Source organism: Rhizobacter sp. P5_C2, from assembly GCF_054049715.1.
Genome location: NZ_JBFULV010000031.1, coordinates 28,233 through 45,312, shown reverse-complemented (window position 1 = coordinate 45,312; position 17,080 = coordinate 28,233). Strand labels below are relative to the sequence as shown.

Below are 17,080 nucleotides of genomic sequence, written 5' to 3'. Positions count from 1 at the left end.
CCAATGGCGGCATGCGACTGGCCGCCCTCTCCGACATCCACGGCAACCTGCACGCGCTCGACGCGGTGCTGGCCGACATCGCCACCACCGGCGCCGACCTGACGGTCAACCTCGGCGACATCCTGTCCGGCCCGTTGTGGATCACCGAGACCGCCGAACGGCTGATGGCGCTCGGCCTGCCGACGATCCGCGGCAACCATGAGCGCCAGGCGCTGGCGCCGGACATCGCGGCGATGGGCGCCTCGGATGCGTTCGCCGCCGAACGGCTGCTGCCGCAGCACCGGGCCTGGCTCGCCGCGCTGCCGGCCACGCTGCAGCTGAGCGACGAGCTGTTCTGCTGCCACGGCACGCCCGACAACGACCTCGTCTACTTCCTCGAATCGGTGGCCCCCGGCGGCATGCGCCCCGCCACGCTGGCCGAGGCGACGGCCCGCGCCGGCAGCGCCCAGCAAGGCGTGCCGCACGGCGTGATCCTGTGCGGTCACACCCACGTGCCGCGCGGGCTGCGGCTCGCCGACGGCCGTCTCGTCGTCAACCCCGGCAGCGTCGGCCTGCAGGCCTATGACGATGCGCACCCGCATCCGCACGTCGTCGAGAACGGCACGCCGCACGCCCGCTACGCGCTGTTGACGCGCCGCCCGGCGGGCTGGCAGGTCGAGTGGCGCGCCGTGCCCTACGACGCCGAACCGGCCGCGCGGCTGGCCGATCGACATGGCAGGCAGGACTGGGCCGGCGCGCTGCGAACCGGCTTCGTTGTGGAAACTGCACAGGCCGGCGCCCCGATCCGCCCCGTAACATCGCGCGCATGAATCCAATCGTCGGGTGGGGCCTCGCGGTGATCGCGGTGGCGGCAGGGTGGAAGGCCTATGGCTGGCAGGGCGTCGTGATGGCCGTGTCGGTGATCGTGTTCTGGCTGCTGATCCAGTTCAGCCGCGCGCTGCGCGTGATGAAGAACGCCGGCGAAGCGCCGGTCGGCCACGTCGGCAGCACCGTGATGCTGAACTCGAAGCTGAGCGCCGGCCTGACGATGATGCAGGTGGTCACGATGACGCGCAGCCTCGGTCGCAGGATCGATCCCGACGGCGACACCTGGGCCTGGGCCGACGACGGCGGCAGCGAGGTCACGCTCGAATTCAAGGGCGGCAAGCTCGCGAAATGGACGTTGGTGAGGCCGGCCGACACGGTCGAGCCCCCGCATCCGTAAAATCGCCGGCTCAGCCTCATTTCCCCACACAGGAGCCTGCCATGTCGATGGCCGATCGCGACGGAAAAATCTGGATGGACGGGCAGCTGGTGGACTGGCGCGACGCCAAGATCCACGTGCTCAGCCACACGCTGCACTACGGGTGCGGTGCCTTCGAGGGCGTGCGCGCCTACAAGACGGCGAACGGCACGGCGATCTTCCGGCTGCGCGAGCACACCGAGCGTCTGTTCAACAGCGCGAAGATCCTGCGCATGAAGATCCCGTTCTCGCAGCAGGAGGTGATGGACGCGCAACGCACCGTGGTGCGCGAGAACCAGCTCGAGAGCTGCTACCTGCGCCCGCTGACCTGGATCGGCTCCGAGAAGCTGGGCGTGAGCCCCAAGGGCAACACGATCCACCTGATGGTCGCCGCCTGGTCCTGGGGCGCCTACCTGGGCGAGGAAGGCCTGCGGCGCGGCATCCGCGTGAAGACCAGCAGCTACACCCGCCACCACGTCAACATCACGATGACGCAGGCCAAGGCGGTCAGCAACTACACGAACTCGATCCTCGCCAACATGGAAGCCACCGAGGACGGCTACGACGAGGCGCTGCTGCTCGATGCCTCCGGCTTCGTCAGCGAAGGCGCCGGCGAGAACATCTTCGTGATCAAGAACGGCGTGGTCTACACGCCCGACCTGTCGGCCGGTGCGCTGAACGGCATCACCCGCAACACGATCTTCGCGATCTGCAACGACCTCGGCCTGAAGCTGGTCGAGAAGCGCATCACCCGCGACGAGGTCTACATCAGCGACGAGGCCTTCTTCACCGGCACCGCCGCCGAGGTCACGCCGATCCGCGAGCTCGACCGCATCGAACTCGGCAGCGGCTCGCGCGGGCCGATCACCGAGAAGATCCAGAGCGCGTTCTTCGACATCGTGAACGGCCGCAATCCCAAATACGCCGAATGGCTGACCGCCGTCTGAGGACCCCATGAGCAGCAAACAGCAGGAAGTGGTTGAAGTGACCGCGCACGACGTGCAGGGCCCCGGCGTGGTGTTCTGCCCGAACCCGAAGATGACGCTGTGGAGCACCCACCCGAAGGTGTTCATCGACGTCGCGACGACCGGCGAAGGCAAGTGCCCGTACTGCGGCACGGTCTACCGCCTGAAGGCCGGCGAGAAACTTCACAGCCACTGACCGGACGGCATGAACCGCGCCTTGCTGATCGCCCCGCAGTGGATCGGCGACGCGGTGATGTCGCAGCCGCTGGTCGGCCGGCTGGCCGCGCGCGGCGATGAGCTGACGGTGGCCGCGCTGCCGTGGGTCGCGCCGGTGTACAGGGCGATGGCCGGCGTGCGTGAGGTGATCGAGTTGCCGTTCGCGCACGGCCGGCTCGACTGGTCGGCGCGGCGCCGCGTCGCGGCCACGTTGCGCGGCCGCTTCGACACCGCCTATGTGCTGCCGAACTCGATCAAGTCGGCGCTGATCCCGTTCTTCGCCGGCATCCCGCAGCGCATCGGCTACCAGGGCGAAGGCCGGCCGCTGCTGCTGAACAAGCGGCTGCCGAACCCGGGCGGGCGCCCGCCGATGGTGGCGTTCTACAGCGCGCTGGCCGGGGGCACCGTCGAGACGGAACGGCCGCGGCTGCAGTTCGACGCGGCGACGCTCGAACGCGTGACCACCGCAGCCGACCTCGCCCCACAGCAGTACTGGGCCTTCGCGCCGGGCGCCGAGTACGGCCCGGCCAAGTGCTGGCCCGCCTCGCACTACGCCGAGCTCGCGCGCTCGCTGCACACCGCCCACGGCCTGCCGATCGTGCTGCTCGGCTCAGGCAAGGAGGTCGCGCTGTGCGACGAGATCGCCGCCGCCGCGCCCGGCGCCTGCCGTGTGCTCGCTGGCAAGACCACGCTGATCGACGCGATGGCGCTGATCGCCGGCGCCCGCGGCGTCGTCAGCAACGATTCCGGGCTGATGCACGTCGCGGCGGCGTTCGGCGTCCCGCAGGTCGCCGTGTTCGGCTCGACCAGCCCGGAGCACACGCCGCCGCTGAACCCGCGCGCGCAGGTGATCTGGCTGAAGGAAGAGCTGCAGCTCGACTGCGCGCCCTGCTTCGACCGCACCTGCCGCTTCGGCCACACCCGCTGCCTGACGGGAGTCAGCGCGCAGCGGGTCGAAGCCGCGCTCGCCGACCGCCTGCGTCTCGCCTGACGCACGGCCACACAGCAGCACCGCGATGGCCGCCGAGCTTCAGCAGGACCGGTTGATGCGCGAGGCGCTGGTCGGCGCCGGCACCTCGGTGTGGGCCTGGGACATGGAGGGCGACGTGCTCAGCGGCATGGACGGCAGCGTCGCGCTGCTCGGCTATGCGGTCGGCGAGATGCCGCCGAACCAGGCCGGCTGGGACGCCGTGATCCACCCCGACGACCGGCCGCTGAACCACGCGGCCTACCTGCGCCATGCGCGCGGCGAGATCTCGGCCTACGAGAGCGAGTACCGCGCGCGCCACAAGGACGGCAGCTGGCGCTGGCTGTCCGAGCGCGGGCGCATCGTCGAATGGTGGCCCGACGGCCGGCCGCGCCGCATGGTCGGCACGCTGAGCGACGTGACGCTGCGCCGCCAGGCGCAGGGCGAGGCCGCCGAGCGCGACGAGCGGCTGCAGCAGATCATGCGGCACGTGCCCGGCGTGCTGTACCAGTACCGGCTGTGGCCCGATGGGCGCGCCGAGATCCCGTTCGTCAGCGACCGCTGCCTCGACGTGCTCGGGCTGACGCCGCAGCAGCTGATGGGCGATGCGATGGAGATGTTCCGCCGCATCGCGCGCAGCGACCGCGAGGAGCTGCTGGCCGCGGTGTCGAACTGGGCGCGCAGCAAGGCGACGCAGCGCACCGAGTACCGCTACCACCACCCCGACGGCAGCCTGCGTTGGATGCAGGCGGTGTCGTCGCCGCGGCGCGCCGCCGACGGCTCGATCCTGTGGCACGGCTACCTGGAAGACGTCACCGAATACCGCGAGCTCGAGAAGGCGCGCGCCGCCGCCGTGACGGCCGATGCGGCGAACCGCGCGAAGACCGAGTTCCTGTCGCGCATGAGCCACGAGCTGCGCACGCCCCTGAACGCGGTGCTCGGTTTTGCGCAGCTGCTCGAGCTCGACGAGGAGCCGCTCAGCGTCGCGCAGCGCCGGCGCGTCGGGCTGATCCGCGAATCGGGCGAGCACCTGCTGCGCATGATCGGCGACCTGCTCGACCACACGCGCATCGAGGCGGGCCAGCTCTCGGTCGAATCGGCGAACGTCGCGCTCGGACCGCTGCTCGGCGAATGCCTCGACATGCTGGCGCCGCAAGCCGGCGAGGCCGGTGTCACGCTGCTGCCGATCGAGGGTGCGCAGGCCCTGCAGGTGCGTGCCGACCCGACGCGGCTGCGCCAGGTGGTGCTGAACCTGCTGAGCAACGCGGTCAAGTACAACCGCGCCGGCGGCTCGGTGCGGGTGCGCGCCGAACCCCGCGACGGCGAGGTGCTGCTGCAGGTGATCGACGACGGTGTCGGCATCGCGGCCAAGGATTTGCCGCAGCTGTTCGAGCCGTTCAACCGGCTCGCGCAGCAGCGCAGCGGCATCCAGGGCACCGGCATCGGCCTCGCGATCACGCGCGCGCTGACCGTGCTGATGGGCGGGCGCATCGAGGTCGAGAGCGCGCCGGGCGTGGGCTCGACCTTCAGCGTGGCGCTGCCCGCCGGCTACGAACTCAGCTTGCCGACGTAGAGCACCGGGCCCGTGGGCGCGCCCGACGGCGACCCGCCCGGCGGCTCCAGCGTGACGGCCAGCGCCGCGGTGCCCTGCAGCACCTGGCCGCGGCGCACCACCGTCGACCCGCTGGCCGAGATCACGCCCAGCGAGCGCGGCGCGCCGCTCGGCGGCAGCGCCCACAGTTCGAGCGAGCGGTCGGCCTGCACGCTGACAGGCGTCAGCGGCCGCGTCACCATCGCGCGGCCATCGGCGCTGATGCTGGCGACGAAGCGGGCCGGCGTCACCGCATTCGGCTGGTCGGCCGGTGCGGCGGCCGACAGCACGACGACGATCGGCGCCTGGGCCGGCGGCGGGCTCGCGACGATGAACGCCAGCGCCAGCGTGGCGGCGGTGGCGACACCGCTCAGCACGCGCCAGAACGCGAGGCGCGCCCACCAGGCCTGCGACGGCGCCTCGGCGGGCCGCAGCCCGAGGCGCGCCTCGATGCGCCGCCACACCCGCGCCGGCGGCGTCACCGGCGCGAGCGTGACGGTCAGCGGCATCAGCCGTTCCTGCCAGCGCTGCACCGCGCCGCGCAACGCCGGGTGGCCGGGCAGCAGGGATTCGAAACGCCGCCGCGCCGGGCCGCGCAGCGTGCCGGCGACGTATTCGGCGCCGAGGCGATCGGCCCGTTCAGGCCGGCTGTAGTCCATCAGGCACCCCGCGCGCGGCCGTCGCGCAGCACGGCGCTGTCGAGACAGGACTTGAGCGAGAGCAGCGCGCGCCGCACCCACGACTTGACGGTGCCGAGCGGCTGGCGCATCTGGTCGGCGACTTCGGCATGGCTCAGGCCGTCGTAGAACGCGAGCGCCACGCTCTGCCGCTGCGGCGCGCTCAAGCCCTCCATGCACTGCGCGAGCGCGCGGGCATCCGAGGCCCGGCTCAGCATCTCGAGCGGCGTCGGCGCGTCGTCAGCCACATCGTCGTACACGTCCTTGTCCTCGTCGTCGTTGATTGGCGCGGGCTGCGTTTGCGGCTCGGTCTGCTTGCGGCGCAGGCTGTCGATCGCGCGGTTGCGTGCCACGCTGGTCAGCCAGGTCAGCGGCTGGCTCTGCGCCGCATCGAAGCTCTGCGCGGCACGCCAGACGTTGACATACACCTCCTGCAGCACGTCTTCCGCCTGTGCCCGGTCTCGATTGATACGCAGCACGACGGCGAACAGATGCGCGCTGGTGCGCTCGTACAGCGCCGCGAAGGCCTGGCGGTCGCCGAGCCCGCTGCGGGCCAGCAGCGCCGACAGCTCCTTGCTTCGATCACTCCACTCAGCGGGTGCAACGGCCATGGTGCTGGGGGTCACGACAGGGCGTGACGAGGTTCACGTGGCGGCGATTCTATGCGGCACCCCGTGCGGCGTGCTGGTACGGCGTGCCCGTGCGCTACCCGGGGTCCACCCCGTCCGTACAATCTGCGCCCATGCAGCCTGTCCGTGAATTCGTCCTCACCCTGTCGTGCCGTGACACGAAGGGCATCGTCTACACCGTGTCGGGCCTGCTGTACCAGGCCGGCTGCAACATCCTGGATTCGCAGCAGTTCGGCGACATCGGCGAAGCGTCGGCGACCGGCCTGTTCTTCATGCGCGTGCACTTCGAGGCGCCGGCCCACCTGGCCGACGGCGCCACGCTCGAGCGGCTGTTCACCAGCGTGCGCGAGCAGTACGGCATGGACGCGACCTTCCACGACCTGTCGCGCCGCCCGCGCCTGCTGCTGATGGTGAGCCAGCACGGCCACTGCCTGAACGACCTGCTGTACCGCAGGCATTCGCAGCAACTGAGCGTCGACATCGCGGCCATCGTCTCGAACCACCCCGATTTCGCCGGCCTCGCCGAGCGCTACGCGATCCCGTTCCACCACCTGCCGCTGCCGGCCGGCAGCACGCCCGAGGCCAAGCGTGCGCAAGAGCAGCAGGTCGAGGCGCTGATCGAGCGCGAGCGCGTCGACCTGACGGTGCTGGCGCGCTACATGCAGATCCTGAGCGCCGATTTCTGCGGCTTCATGAAGGGCCGGGCGATCAACATCCACCACAGCTTCCTGCCGAGCTTCAAGGGCGCGAAGCCGTACTTCCAGGCGCACGACCGCGGCGTCAAGCTGATCGGCGCGACCGCGCACTACGTGACCGCCGACCTCGACGAGGGGCCGATCATCGAGCAGGACGTGGCCCGCGTCGACCATTCGCTGAGCGCGCAGGACTTCACCGCGGTCGGCCGCGATGTCGAGTGCATGGTGCTGGCGCGCGCGGTGCGCTGGCACGTCGAGCACCGTGTGCTGCTGAACGGTCAGAAGACCGTTGTCTTCCGATAAGGAACCCTGTCGACATGGCCCGTCCCAAACCGCCCGCTGCCGCGCTGCTGTCCTCGCCCGATGACACCGAGCAGCAGTTCTACGAGGCGCTGCAGCGCGGCGACATCGAGAAGCTGATGGCGGTCTGGTCCGACGACGACGACATCACCTGCGTGCACCCGGGCGGGCCGCGGGTGGTCGGGCCGATGGCGATCCGTGCCGCGTTCGAATCGATGTTCTCGAACGGCACGATCGATGCGCACCCCGAGAAGGTGCGCCGGCTCGAGAGCGAATCGACGGCCGTGCACAGCGTGCTCGAGCGGGTGCAGGTGATGACCAACGAAGGCCCGCAGGCGGCCTGGGTCGTCGCGACCAACGTGTACGTGAAGACGGCACTCGGCTGGCGCATGGTCGCGCACCATGCGAGCCCGGGGTCGGCCGGCGAGGTGCAGGAGGTCGGCGAGACGCCGGCAGTCCTGCACTGAGGCGACGCTGATGGATTTCCCATCCCCGCGCTGGCTCGGCGGCCGCGGTGCCGTCGGCGGCAACCTGCAGACGATCTGGCCGGCGCTGTACTCGAAGCGCTACCACGGGCCGGCGCCGGTCTATCGGCGCGAGCGCTGGACCGCGCCCGACGGCGACTTCATCGACGTGGATTTCCAGGTCGGGGTCGAGTCGGGCGAGGCGCCGATGCTGGTGCTGTTCCACGGCCTCGAAGGTTCGTCCGCGAGCCATTACGCGCAGGCCTTCGCGCACTGGGCGCGCGAGCGCGGCTGGCGTTACGCGGTGCCGCACTTCCGCGGCTGCTCGGGCGAGATCAACCTTGCGCCGCGGGCCTACCACTCCGGCGACTTCGAGGAGATCGGCTGGGTGCTGCGAACGCTGCGGTCCCGGCACGCCGGGCCGATCGTCGCGGTCGGCGTGTCGCTCGGCGGCAATGCGCTGCTGCGCTGGGCCGAAGAGGCGGGCGAGACGGCCTCGGCCGTCGTGCGCGGGGTCTGCGCGATCTCGTCGCCGATCGACCTGGCGGCCGGCGGGCAGGCGATCGGGCGCGGTTTCAACCGGCATGTCTATACGCGCATGTTCCTGCGCACGATGATCCCGAAGGCGCTGCGCAAGTGGGAGCAGCACCCGGGCCTGTTCGATCGCGAGCGGCTGCGCGCGGCGCGTGACCTGTACGCGTTCGACAACGTGTTCACCGCGCCGCTGCACGGCTTTCGCGACACCGACGACTACTGGAAGCGCGGGTCGGCCAAGCCGCACCTGCACCGCATCCGCGTGCCGGCGCTGGTGCTGAACGCGCGCAACGACCCGTTCGTGCCGGCGCACAGCCTGCCGCGGCAGGCCGATGTCGGCCCGTTCGTCACGCTGTGGCAGCCGCATCATGGCGGGCACGTGGGATTCCCGGCGGGGGCGTGGCCGGGGCATGTGATGACATTGCCGGAGCAGGTCATGGGCTGGCTCGCGCCCCACGTGGCCGGCTGACCCACCCTAAAGGAGCCGCGATGGACGAGATGGTCAAGGCCGCGCTGAAGAAGTGGCCCAACGTGCCGGCCTGCGTCGGCTGGCTCGCGCTCGACGCGCGCGGCGAGTGGTACATGCGCGACGACCGCGTGCAGGCGGCGGGCGCGTTCCCGCAGGTCAAGGGCAGCGTGATCCGGCACGACAAGCTGCGCGAGTTCATCGGTCGCAACTACGAAAGCGATGCGCGCGGCCGCTGGTTCTTCCAGAACGGGCCGCAGCAGGTGTTCGTCGAGCTGGAAGCGGCGCCGTGGGTGTGGCGGCTGGCGGCACAGGCCGATGCCGCGCCGCAGCTCGAATCGCACACCGGCCGCGCGGCGCGCATGGACACGGCCTGGCTCGATGAAGCGGGGCGGTTGTACCTCGGCACCGACCTGGGCCTGGGCATCGTGCACACGCTGGACATGGAAGCGGCGGCCGATGCCGTCGAGCGCGGCTGGTGGGCGCCGCAGGCGATCGGCCATGCGGCGCTGCTGCAGCGCTTCGGTGTCTGCCTGAGTCCGCAACGCCTGGAATGACGAAGCCGGCGCGAGGCCGGCTTCGACGGGTGGGCGAGCGCCCGGTTTACTTTGCGGCGGATGCCGCCGAGGCGGCAGGGGCCGCAGCAGAGGCGGCCGGCGCGGCCTCGGCCGTGGCCGCGGAGGCGGCAGCGGAAGCCGGTGCCGCTGCGGGTTCCGCGAACTTGGCGCCGCCCTTGTTGGCCATGAAGACGACGGCGCGGCCGATCTCGACATCGCTGAAATCGCCGCCGCCTTGCGGGCCCATCGCGCCCTTGCCCTTCAGCGCGTGCGTCAGCAGCACCTCGTAGCCCTGCGGGATGCGCGGGCCCCAGGCGGCGCTGTCGCCGAACTTCGGAGCGCCTGCGACGCCGGCGGTGTGGCAGGCGGTGCACTGGGCGGCGAAGACCTGTTCGCCGGTCTTCAGCGACGCGGGGTCGGACAGGTCCTTGACCTCGTAGGCGGCGATCGGCTGGATGCGCTTGGCAACGGCCTCGGCCTTCAGGCCATCGCTGCCGGCGGCGGGTTGGTGGTCGGCCTCGACATAGCTGACGAGCAGGATGATGGCGAGGATCGGGATCACGAACGCGAAGAACACCGCGAGGATCAACTGCTTGGGCGTCTTGATCGGACCCTCGTGCGGGGCGTCGTGTTCGGGGGTGCTGTGGGCATCGCTCATGGAGTTCCTCGAGGCGTATCCGTTGGCTGCCGGTGCTGGCAAAACCGCGGGATTATAGAGGTCGCCCTTGCACGCGCCATCGGGCTCACCCGGGGCTGTCGGCGACCACTGTAGAATCGCGCACTTCGCGCCCGTAGCTCAATGGATAGAGTACTGCCCTCCGAAGGCAGGGGTTGCTGGTTCGATCCCAGCCGGGCGCACCACCGCTTCACTTCGCGCAGCGGACTGATATGTGCCTTTGCACATGTTCTGGCCGTTTGGACAGAGTTAACGCGATTTATTCGCGGCCAGCTTTTGCTTCACTCCGACTGTACAAGCAAGAGCTGAGAGCGAGGTCAGCCGGACTTGCCGCGGCCAGCCGCTGGCAGGTACGCGCGGCAGCTGTGCAGCGGTTGCTGTCTGTCGCTTGGGCTACCGACCGTCCGCTTGCCGCCTCGATGGCGACGCTGCAGGACTTCGGAGGTAGCCAAGAGATCGGTCGAGCTTCCGATCGCGGCGGCCAATACGCCAGCAACAAGCGTGCTGCCTTGATCAAGAGCAACAACCTGATTGCCAGCGTGAGCCGCAAGGGCAACTGCTGGGACAACGCCGTGATGGAACTCTTCTTCCTGAACCTGAAGATGGAACGCGTGTGGCAGCGCGACTACGCCAATCACACCGAAGCAATGATCGATGTCGCCGACCACATCGCCTGCTTCTACAACTCCGTCAGGCTCCATTCCACACTCGGCTATCGCTCGCCTGTTGAGCATGAGCGACACGCCGAACTCACCCACTGAGATTCAACCCAACCAACTCATTGACTGTCCGAAAAGACTTGACCACGACAGCCAGCGCTGGGCCACACGGTTCGGGCTGATGGCGCCTCAGTTCGTCAAGCCGTACGTTAAGAGCAAGAAAAACGACGCGGCGGATGCCGAGGCAATTTGCGAAGCGGTGGCCCGACCGTCAGACCCTATGGCCTGGTGGTGCCGCAGGGAATCGCCTACATCGCTCAGCGTGTGCCGCCGCTCATCAAAGATGCCGAGAACGAGTTGCCTGGTACCTTCCGCCTGCTCGTCCTCTTTCGCCCTGGACGCGATCAGGGAGGTCACCATCACGAGCAAGACGGCCATCGAGGTCGGCCGGGAGGCGCTGGCCGAGCACTTCCATAGCGGATACGGTAAACCACCTCCGGAAATCCGCGATAGCTTGTCTGCATGCTTCGCACGCCGCGGATCTCTCGCGCGATACCACGGCTTGCACCGGTTGCGCTTCCCCAAGATTCGGGGTGTTGCAGCGCCGCGAACGCCTTGTCACACATCGACAAATCCGGTGTAATTCATTCACCGAGACCGCACTCCCACGAAGGATGACGGATCGGCCGGCGCGTTGGGGCGCGCCGCAATGAGGCCTGCCACAGAGCAGCCGCCAGATCTTGTTCGTCCGTATCTTCGAGGGAGCCGTTCGTGACATCCGATGTAGCCGCCAAGCTGTTTGGCGAGCTGCTGATCAACGCCTTGTTGATCTCAGCACCCCTGCTGTTGTGCACCCTGCTGATCGGGGTTCTGGTCAGCGTCCTGCAGGTCGTCACGCAGATCCAGGAGATGTCGCTGACCTTCATCCCCAAGATGATCGGTGCGGTCGTCGTGCTGGTGGTGGCCGGTCCCTGGATGCTGCGCCGCCTGGCCGAGTACGCCACGCGACTGATCTCCAACATTCCTCACTACCTCTGAGCGAAGCGACATGATCGTGATGGACCCGCACTGGGTCGCGGCTGCTGCATTCCTGTCGCTGCGACTCGGGGTGCTGCTGATGCTGACACCGCTGATGACGCTGATGAAGGCGCCGGTCAGCGCGCGCCTGCTGTTCACGCTGTCGCTGGCGGCGATGCTGGCCGCGGGCGGGCCCACGTCCACGGTGCGGCTCGACGACCCTGTCGCGCTGGCGTTGGCGGCGCTGTCGGAGGTGCTGCTCGGCGCCGTCCTGGCCTTCGGACTGCATGCCGCGTTCGCTGCGGTGCAACTCGCCGCACGGCTGGTCGACCTGCAGGTGGGATTCGGCGTTGGCGGCGTCTACGATCCGTCAACGCGCTCGGAAACCTCGGCGCTGGTCATGGGCCTGCAATGGCTGGCACTGATCGTCTTCTTCGGGCTGGACGGTCACCATGCGTTGCTGCGCGGGCTGGCCTGGTCGATCGAGGCCGTGCCGCCGGGCACTTCCTTGATGCGCTACCCACTGGTCGAGATCGTGCGCGCCTTCGGCCTGCTGTTCACGCTGGGCGTCACCCTCGGCGCGCCGGTCATCGTTGCCTTGCTGCTGCTGGATGCGGGCCTCGCGGTCGTGTCCAGGGCGCTGCCGCAGATGAACGTGTTCTTCGTCAGCATGCCGTTGAAGATCGCACTCGGCCTGGGCTTGCTGGCCCTCGCGTCGCGGCAGTTCGCGCCGCTGATGAACCGCGGCTATGCCGACGTCTTCGCGTACTGGCAAGGAGTGCTGCGCTGATGGCCGAGCAGGACCTCGACCGCAGCCACGAGGCGACCGCGCACAAGCTCGAGCAGGCGCGCCGGCGCGGCTCGGTGCCGCGCAGTGCCGACGTCACGCAGGTGGCGCTGCTGGCCGTCGCGCTGGTGTGGTGCTACGCGATGGCCTTGCCTGCGGTACGCGACTGGAGCCGGTGGCCGCAACGCTGGTGGGACGCCCATGCATGGCTGCCGCTCGACGTGCAGCGGGTGGGCACGCTGCTGGCCGAATTCGGCCTGGCCGCCGCCGGCCTGCTGGCGCCACTGTGCCTGGCGCTGGCCGTGGTCGCCATTCTCGCCAACCTCGTCCAGACCGGCCCGGTGTTCTCCACCGAGCCACTGAAGCCTGACCTGGAGCGCCTGAACCCGATGGCGGGCCTGAAGCGCCTGATGTCGCTGAAGACGCTGTACCTCGCGCTGCGCAGCGTCATCAAGCTCGCGCTGCTGGTGTCGGTGTTCTGGTGGGCCCTGCAAGCCCTGTGGGGCAGCTTTCTCGCGCTGTCGTGGCTGCCGGCCAAGGCCTCGCTGCTGCGCCTGCCCGACCTGATGGGTGGTTTGCTGGCCAAGCTGTGGCTGGTGCTGCTGGTGCTGGCGCTGGTCGACCTGATCTACACCCGGTGGGAATTCGCGCGCCAGATGCGCATGAGCGCGCGGGAGATCAAGGACGAAGCCAAGAACCGCGAAGGCGATCCGCGCCTGAAGCGGCGTCTGCGCGAGCTGCGCGTCGAGCGCCTGCGCCAGTCGCAGGCCATGCGCCGCCTGCCCGGCGCCGATGTGCTGATCACCAATCCGACGCGCCTGGCCGTGGCCATCCGCTACGACCGCCGGACGCAGGCTGCACCGACGCTGGTGGCCAAGGGTGCCGGCGGCCTGGCGCGGCAGATGCGCGAGGTGGCTGCCCGCCACGCGATTCCCATCGTGCAGAACGCGCCGCTGGCACGAGCGCTGTACCGCCAGATGGACATCGACAGCCCGGTGCCCGAGGCCTGGTACCCGGTGCTCGCGCGCATCCTGGTCTGGGTCTATGCGGGGTGCGCGCAACGCGCCGGGAGCCCGGCATGACCACTTGGCGCCAGTTCTTCGGCCGGCACACCGACATCGTGCTGGTGCTGATGGTCGTCGGTGTGATGACGATCCTGTTCGCGCCGATCCCGAGCGGCCTGCTCGACCTGCTGATCCTGACCAACGTCAGCTTCGCACTGCTGCTGCTGTTGCTGACCTTCTACATGGCGCGACCGGTCGACTTCTCGACCTTTCCGTCGCTGCTGCTGATCGCGACCCTGTTCCGGCTGGCGCTGAACGTGGCGGCCACGCGCCTGATCCTGAGCGATGCCGACGCCGGCCACGTGATCGGGGCGGTGGGCTCCTTCGTGGTCGGCGGCAACTACGTGATCGGGCTCATCGTCTTCCTGATCCTGGTGGTGGTGCAGTACGTCGTGGTCACGAGCGGCGCACAGCGCGTCTCCGAGGTCGCCGCCCGCTTCACCCTCGACAGCATGCCCGGCCAGCAGATGAGCATCGATGCCGACCTGAACATGGGCTTCATCGACCAGGCCGAGGCGCAGCGCCGCCGCAAGACCCTGGAGAAGGAAGCCGCCTTCTACGGCGCCATGGACGGCGCCAGCAAGTTCGTCAAGGGCGATGCCATCGCCGGCATCGTCATCCTGCTGATCAACATCATCGGCGGCCTGATCATCGGCGTGATGCAGCAGCAGATGAGCTGGGGCCAGGCGCTGCAGACCTTCACGCTGCTGACCATCGGCGACGGCATCGTGACCCAGGTGCCGGCGCTGGTCATCGCGGTGGGCACCGGCATCATCGTGACGCGGTCCGCCGCCGACAGCAACCTGAGTGCCGAGGTGTTCCGCCAGGTCACCTCGCATCCGAAGGCGTTGGCGCTGGTGATGCTGGCGCTGCTGATGCTGATGCTGCTGCCGGGTCTGCCGGTGTGGCCCGGCCTGTGCCTGCTGGGCGTGCTGGGCCTGGTGACCTGGCATGCCCGCGGGCGGTCCGTGGCGGCGCTGCCGGAGTCGGCCGACGAAGCACCGGAGGCCGCACGGGCCGGCGACCTGTATGCGGCGATGAAGGTCGAGCCGCTGGAGCTGCGGCTGGGCAGTGCCCTCGAGTCACTCGGCCGTGCGGACGGCCTGCTGCTGGCCGAGCGCGTCGCCAGCTTTCGCCAGCAGCTCGCGCAGGACCTCGGGCTCGTGCTGCCGTCGCTCGCGACGCTGCCCTCGCCCCGGCTGGGCGCGCGGGCCTACGAGATCCACCTGCACGGTGCGCTGATCGGCAAGGGCGAGCTTTACCTCGACCGGGTGCTGGCGATCCACCCGTCGGGCGACACGCGCCTGGTGCCCGGCATCGAAACCCGCGAGCCGACCTACAAGCTGCCGGCGCTGTGGATCGAGGACGGTCAGCGCGATGCCGCGCGCGCGGCGCGCTACACGCTTGTCGATCCGGTGACGGTGGTGATGACGCACCTGAGCGAAGCCCTGCGCCAGCATGCGTCGCAGCTCGTCACGCGCGCCGAGACCGAGCGGCTGGTGCAACGGCTGCGGCAGTCGCATCCCGGCCTGGTCGAGGAACTGGTCCCGACCGTGCTGCCGCTGGGTGACGTGCAGAAGGTGCTGCAGCACCTTCTGCGCGAGAAGGTGTCGGTGCGGCATCTGGAGGCCATCGTCGAGACCTTGGTCGATGCCGGCCGCAGCCACAAGGATCCGGCGGCGCTGGCCGAACTGGTGCGCCAGCGACTGGGCGCGGCCATCTGCCAGCAACTGATCGGCGATGCACCGGCGCTGCAGGTGCTGACGCTCGACCCGGCGGTCGAGCAAGCCTTGACGCAGCAGGTGCGGCGCGCCGAGACGGCGAGCGGCCTGGCGCTGGAGCCGCGGCTCAGCGAGCAGCTGCTCGCCCGACTGGCCAGCCATGCTGAACAGATGATGCGCGCCAACCTGCTGCCGGTGCTGCTGTGCGCACCCGAGCTGCGGCGCCACCTGCGCCTGCTGATCGAACGCGCCGTGCCGCACATGCGCGTGCTGGCGCTTACCGAGGTTCCCAACAGCATAGCGCTGCAGTCCTTCGGCACCGTCGCGGTGCCGGCACTCACGTCCGCTTCCTGAGGCTCCCCCCTGCCATGAACACGCTAGAGACCGCCCTCCTGTCCATGCAGGCCGACCAGACCCGCCTCGCCGGCATCGGCCAGAACCTCGCCAACGTCAGCACACCGGGCTACAAGCGGGTGATGCACGTGCGCGCGCCGCAGGCCGCCTTCGCGGCTCATGTGGACGATGCGCTGGCCGGCGCATCGCGCGTCGACATGAGCCCCGGCTCGCTGCGCACCACCGGCAAGCCGCTCGACCTCGTCGTCGAAGGCGGTTGGCTCGAGCTGCGCTCGGCGTCGGGATTGAGCTACGCCCGCGGCGGCAGCTTCCAGATCGATGCTGACGGCGACATCGCCACGGCCTCCGGCGCGAAGCTGCAGCTGGTGGCCGGCGACCTGAAGGCGCCGGCGCCGGGGCGCGTGCTGCGCATCGACGCGCAGGGCATGGCCTTCGCCGGCGACGAGCCGCTGGGACGCCTGCGCATCGTGCAGTTCGACGATGCGCAGGCGCTGCAGCCGATGGGCAACGGGCAATACCAGATTGCGCAGGAGGGCCAGCCCGTGCCGGCCGCCGTCCGGCTGGCCGACGGCGCCGCCACCGTGCGCAGCGGCTACGTCGAGGCGTCGAACGTGCAGTCGACGCAGGAGATGGTGGCCCTGCTCGAGACATCGCGCCACTTCGAGGCGATGCAAAAGCTGCTGCAGGGCTACGACGAAGCCATCGAGAAAGCCATTCGCAAATTCGGAGAGGTTTGATCCATGAACGACGCGCTCTACATCGCCGCCACCGGGCTCGAAGCCCAGCAATCCAATGTGCAGACGATCGCCAACAACCTGGCGAACGTCAACACCCCGGGGTTCAAGCGCGGTTCGGTGAACTTCCACGACCTGATGCGTCACGAGGCGGGTGCCGCTGCCGGCGGCCTCGCGGCGCCCAGGCCGGTCGGCGTGGCCATCGCCGGCACGCCGAAATACTTCGGGGCCGGCGAACTGCGCCGCACCGACTCGCCGATGGACCTGGCGATCCGTGGCGACGGCTTCATCGAGGTGCAGCTCGCCGACGGTGGCAGCGCCTACACGCGGGGCGCGACGTTGACCGTCAACAAGGACGGGCTGCTCGCCACCACCGAAGGCCTGGTGCTGCACCCGTCAGTGCACGTCGGCCGCGACATCCAGAACCTCGCCGTCGCGCCCGACGGCAGTGTGTCGGGCACCGATGCCGGCACCGGCCGCAGCGTGTCGCTCGGGCGCATCGAACTCGCGAACTTCGCCAACCCGGCCGGCCTCGAGTCGCTGGGCGACAAGCTCTACCGTGCGAGCGAAGCGTCCGGCGAAGCCATGGCCGCCCGCGCCGGCGAGGCCGGCAGCGGCACCTTCGCACAGGGATTCGTCGAAGGCTCGAACGTGCAGCTGGTCGACGAGATGGTGAACCTGATGGTCGCGCAGCGTGCCTACGAGATGAACGTCAAGGTCATCCAGGCCGCCGACGAAATGCTCGGCATGAGCAACAACCTGCGTCGCTGAACCATGCGCATGAT

The 17,080-nt window shown here is 69.5% G+C and carries 19 protein-coding genes, 1 tRNA gene and 2 pseudogenes; 19 read left to right on the top strand and 3 right to left on the bottom strand.

Annotated elements, in window-relative coordinates; genetic code table 11:
* Nucleotides 1-11: 11 nt before the first annotated feature.
* The 6 genes from ACXJLU_RS13800 to ACXJLU_RS13775 are packed head-to-tail and all read left to right on the top strand — an operon-like array spanning nt 12 to nt 4,943.
* A complete protein-coding gene (locus tag ACXJLU_RS13800) occupies nt 12-809 on the top strand; it encodes a metallophosphoesterase family protein (RefSeq protein ID WP_457331754.1) in 798 nt (265 codons plus the stop codon).
* Nucleotides 806-1,204, top strand: coding sequence for a hypothetical protein (locus ACXJLU_RS13795; protein WP_457331752.1), 399 nt, complete (start codon nt 806-808; stop codon nt 1,202-1,204). The genes ACXJLU_RS13800 and ACXJLU_RS13795 overlap by 4 nt, the downstream gene beginning before the upstream one ends.
* Before the next feature lie 41 nt (nt 1,205-1,245).
* Nucleotides 1,246-2,169, top strand: coding sequence for a branched-chain amino acid transaminase (locus ACXJLU_RS13790; RefSeq protein WP_457331750.1), 924 nt, complete (start codon nt 1,246-1,248; stop codon nt 2,167-2,169).
* 7 nt (nt 2,170-2,176) lie between these two features.
* The gene (locus tag ACXJLU_RS13785; RefSeq protein ID WP_457331748.1) at nt 2,177-2,383 is read left to right on the top strand and encodes a zinc-finger domain-containing protein; all 207 of its coding nucleotides are present in this window, start codon (nt 2,177-2,179) and stop codon (nt 2,381-2,383) included.
* 9 nt (nt 2,384-2,392) lie between these two features.
* Nucleotides 2,393-3,394, top strand: a complete 1,002-nt coding sequence (gene waaF, locus ACXJLU_RS13780; RefSeq protein WP_457331746.1) for a lipopolysaccharide heptosyltransferase II — start codon at nt 2,393-2,395, stop codon at nt 3,392-3,394.
* A gap of 25 nt (nt 3,395-3,419) precedes the next feature.
* On the top strand, nt 3,420-4,943 hold the full coding sequence (locus tag ACXJLU_RS13775) for a sensor histidine kinase (protein ID WP_457331744.1): 1,524 nt from the start codon (nt 3,420-3,422) through the stop codon (nt 4,941-4,943).
* Here the strand turns inward: ACXJLU_RS13775 and ACXJLU_RS13770 are convergent.
* Nucleotides 4,919-5,620, bottom strand: a complete 702-nt coding sequence (locus ACXJLU_RS13770) for an anti-sigma factor (RefSeq protein WP_457331742.1) — start codon at nt 5,618-5,620, stop codon at nt 4,919-4,921. The two genes, ACXJLU_RS13775 and ACXJLU_RS13770, sit on opposite strands and share 25 nt — an antisense overlap.
* Nucleotides 5,620-6,264 (bottom strand): sigma-70 family RNA polymerase sigma factor, encoded by a 645-nt coding sequence (locus ACXJLU_RS13765; protein ID WP_457331740.1) that lies wholly within the window; start codon nt 6,262-6,264, stop codon nt 5,620-5,622. Before ACXJLU_RS13765 ends, ACXJLU_RS13770 begins: the two co-directional genes overlap by 1 nt.
* Before the next feature lie 116 nt (nt 6,265-6,380).
* Between ACXJLU_RS13765 and purU the strand changes: the two genes are divergently transcribed.
* The 4 genes from purU to ACXJLU_RS13745 are packed head-to-tail and all read left to right on the top strand — an operon-like array spanning nt 6,381 to nt 9,283.
* Complete coding sequence (gene purU / locus ACXJLU_RS13760; protein WP_457331738.1) at nt 6,381-7,265, top strand: formyltetrahydrofolate deformylase; 885 nt, start codon at nt 6,381-6,383, stop codon at nt 7,263-7,265.
* Between the two features lie 14 nt (nt 7,266-7,279).
* Nucleotides 7,280-7,729 carry a YybH family protein gene (locus ACXJLU_RS13755; RefSeq protein ID WP_457331736.1) on the top strand — a complete coding sequence of 150 codons (450 nt, stop codon included), beginning with the start codon at nt 7,280-7,282 and terminating at the stop codon, nt 7,727-7,729.
* Between the two features lie 10 nt (nt 7,730-7,739).
* Nucleotides 7,740-8,729, top strand: a complete 990-nt coding sequence (locus ACXJLU_RS13750; RefSeq protein WP_457331735.1) for a YheT family hydrolase — start codon at nt 7,740-7,742, stop codon at nt 8,727-8,729.
* 20 nt (nt 8,730-8,749) lie between these two features.
* On the top strand, nt 8,750-9,283 hold the full coding sequence (locus ACXJLU_RS13745) for a DUF2946 family protein (RefSeq protein WP_457331733.1): 534 nt from the start codon (nt 8,750-8,752) through the stop codon (nt 9,281-9,283).
* Nucleotides 9,284-9,329: 46 nt separating this feature from the next.
* Here the strand turns inward: ACXJLU_RS13745 and ACXJLU_RS13740 are convergent, their stop codons facing one another.
* Nucleotides 9,330-9,941, bottom strand: coding sequence for a c-type cytochrome (locus tag ACXJLU_RS13740; RefSeq protein WP_457331731.1), 612 nt, complete (start codon nt 9,939-9,941; stop codon nt 9,330-9,332).
* Between the two features lie 127 nt (nt 9,942-10,068).
* Between ACXJLU_RS13740 and ACXJLU_RS13735 the strand changes: the two genes are divergently transcribed.
* The 9 genes and pseudogenes from ACXJLU_RS13735 to flgG all read left to right on the top strand — a co-directional run bounded on the left by ACXJLU_RS13735 (nt 10,069) and on the right by flgG (nt 17,066).
* A tRNA-Arg gene (locus ACXJLU_RS13735) sits at nt 10,069-10,144 on the top strand.
* A gap of 282 nt (nt 10,145-10,426) precedes the next feature.
* A pseudogene (locus ACXJLU_RS13730) lies at nt 10,427-10,720 on the top strand (IS3 family transposase); the annotation flags it as partial.
* 60 nt (nt 10,721-10,780) lie between these two features.
* Nucleotides 10,781-11,002 (top strand): annotated as a pseudogene (locus ACXJLU_RS13725) (IS110 family transposase); the annotation flags it as partial.
* Between the two features lie 387 nt (nt 11,003-11,389).
* On the top strand, nt 11,390-11,656 hold the full coding sequence (locus ACXJLU_RS13720; protein ID WP_457331729.1) for a flagellar biosynthetic protein FliQ: 267 nt from the start codon (nt 11,390-11,392) through the stop codon (nt 11,654-11,656).
* Between the two features lie 10 nt (nt 11,657-11,666).
* Entirely contained in the window at nt 11,667-12,425 is a 759-nt protein-coding gene (locus ACXJLU_RS13715; RefSeq protein ID WP_457331727.1) for a flagellar biosynthetic protein FliR, read from the top strand.
* Complete coding sequence (locus ACXJLU_RS13710) at nt 12,425-13,504, top strand: EscU/YscU/HrcU family type III secretion system export apparatus switch protein (protein WP_457331725.1); 1,080 nt, start codon at nt 12,425-12,427, stop codon at nt 13,502-13,504. Before ACXJLU_RS13715 ends, ACXJLU_RS13710 begins: the two co-directional genes overlap by 1 nt.
* A complete protein-coding gene (locus tag ACXJLU_RS13705) occupies nt 13,501-15,561 on the top strand; it encodes a flagellar biosynthesis protein FlhA (RefSeq protein WP_457331723.1) in 2,061 nt (686 codons plus the stop codon). The genes ACXJLU_RS13710 and ACXJLU_RS13705 overlap by 4 nt, the downstream gene beginning before the upstream one ends.
* A 14-nt stretch (nt 15,562-15,575) precedes the next feature.
* Nucleotides 15,576-16,298 (top strand): flagellar hook-basal body protein, encoded by a 723-nt coding sequence (locus ACXJLU_RS13700; protein WP_457331721.1) that lies wholly within the window; start codon nt 15,576-15,578, stop codon nt 16,296-16,298.
* 3 nt (nt 16,299-16,301) lie between these two features.
* Nucleotides 16,302-17,066, top strand: a complete 765-nt coding sequence (gene flgG / locus ACXJLU_RS13695; protein ID WP_457331719.1) for a flagellar basal-body rod protein FlgG — start codon at nt 16,302-16,304, stop codon at nt 17,064-17,066.
* The last annotated feature ends 14 nt before the right edge of the window (nt 17,067-17,080 follow it).